Source organism: Polaromonas sp. P1_E3 (assembly GCF_056405935.1).
Map to the genome: position 1 here is coordinate 1 of NZ_JBFUBD010000532.1, position 1,572 is coordinate 1,572.

The following is a 1,572-nucleotide window of genomic DNA, read 5'->3' on the forward strand; positions in this document are numbered from 1 at the left end:
GCCCAGGCCCAGGAGCGCTGCGGCGCGCATGGCCGTCGGGTCGTTCACGACCACCGACTCCGTCAGACTTGCCGGGACTTCCACCCCTGCCCCATCGCGCATGACCCACTGGCGAACCCGGCCCGTTGCGCTGGATCGCAGGGCGATACCCTGGAGTCCGGCGAGGCCAGCGGGATCGACTGGCGCCTGCTGCCTCGCCATATAGGCAGGCGATGCCACAGCGACCAAGTGAATCGGGGCCAAGGCGCGGGACACCACACCCGGTGCCAGTTCAAAGCCCCCGCCAATGGCCGCGTCATACCCTTCGGCAATCAGATCGACCGGCCGGTTTTCAAAGTACCAGTCGGGGCGGATCAGCGGATAGCGGGCCAGGAAGGCCGGCAGCAAAGGCACGATGTACTCGGTACCGAAGGTGGGCGACATGCTGACCTTGAGCGGGCCCGCAGGAGTGCCGCTGTCGCTGGAAACGGCCGCAATGGCGGACTGCAGCGCGGTGAGGTTTCCGCCGATTGAGACCAGGAAGCGTTCGCCGGCCTCGGTCAGCGTGAGCTTGCGGGTTGAGCGCTGGAACAGCCGCACGCCCAGGTTTCGCTCCAGCATGGCCACATTGCGGCTGACGGCAGCTGGCGTCAGCGCCAAGCGCCGCGCTGCTTCCGAAAAGCTGCGGCCTTCGGCGCTACGCACAAACGATTCGAGGTTGGCCAGGGTTTCCATTTCACCATCTTAAAGTAATAGTTGAAAATAATTCAATCAATTTCCAGCTTATCAAATGGCAATCAAAAACCCATCATTCACCCATCAACAACCAAGGAGTGAATTTATGTCTACCCCCTCAACCCCATCCAGCCCCAGCATCGGGATCATCGGCGCCGGCGCCATCGGCACGGCGTTTGCCAAAACCCTGGCCCGCCAGGGCATCCATGCCACGCTGTCCAACAGCCGCGGCCCGGACTCGCTCAAAGACATCGTGCGCGAACTGGGCCCCACCATCCACGCCGGCACCGTCAAGGAGGCCGCCACAAAAGACATCGTGCTGGTGGCCGTCAACTGGGGGCGCCTGCCTGAGGCGCTGGCCGGTTTGCCCAACTTTGGCGGCCGTGTCGTTATTGACGCCAACAACGCTGTCGAAGGCCCTCCTCTCCGGCCCGTTGAGCTGAACGGCCGCGCCTCCAGCGAAGTGTTTGCCGAGCTGGTGCCCGGCGCGCGCGTGGTAAAGGCCTTTAACCACCTGGTCGCCCAGCTGCTGGCCACTGACCCCGCCGACCAGGGCGGCAAACGCGTGCTGTTTTTCTCGGGCGACGACGCCAAGGCAAAGGCGACCGTGGCGGCACTGATCAGCCAGCTCGGGTTCTCGGGAATCGACCTCGGCACGCTGGCCGTGGGTGGACGCCTGGCGCAGTTTCCCGGCGGCCCGCTGCCCATTCTCAACCTGGTGCAGTTCGGGTGAAGTCGCAGCAATCGCTATCAAATCAATAGCTGCTTGCGCTCGTCTCTATTGGCCTGCAGCCCGTTTTGACACTCAAAAAAGGCCTTTCGAGGCTTTTTTTGGGGTGTTTCAGGCCCGCGGCAGCG

Annotated in this window: 2 protein-coding genes; one reads left to right on the forward strand and one right to left on the reverse strand. The window is 63.5% G+C overall.

Annotated features, from left to right (window positions below; genetic code table 11):
• The coding region (locus AC1D0Z_RS21360) for a LysR family transcriptional regulator (protein ID WP_477660161.1) at window positions 1-714 on the reverse strand (714 nt) is incomplete at its 3' end.
• Between the two features lie 106 nt (window positions 715-820).
• Between AC1D0Z_RS21360 and AC1D0Z_RS21365 the strand changes: the two genes are divergently transcribed.
• Entirely contained in the window at window positions 821-1,447 is a 627-nt protein-coding gene (locus AC1D0Z_RS21365) for an NADPH-dependent F420 reductase (protein ID WP_477660162.1), read from the forward strand.
• Window positions 1,448-1,572: the final 125 nt, after the last annotated feature.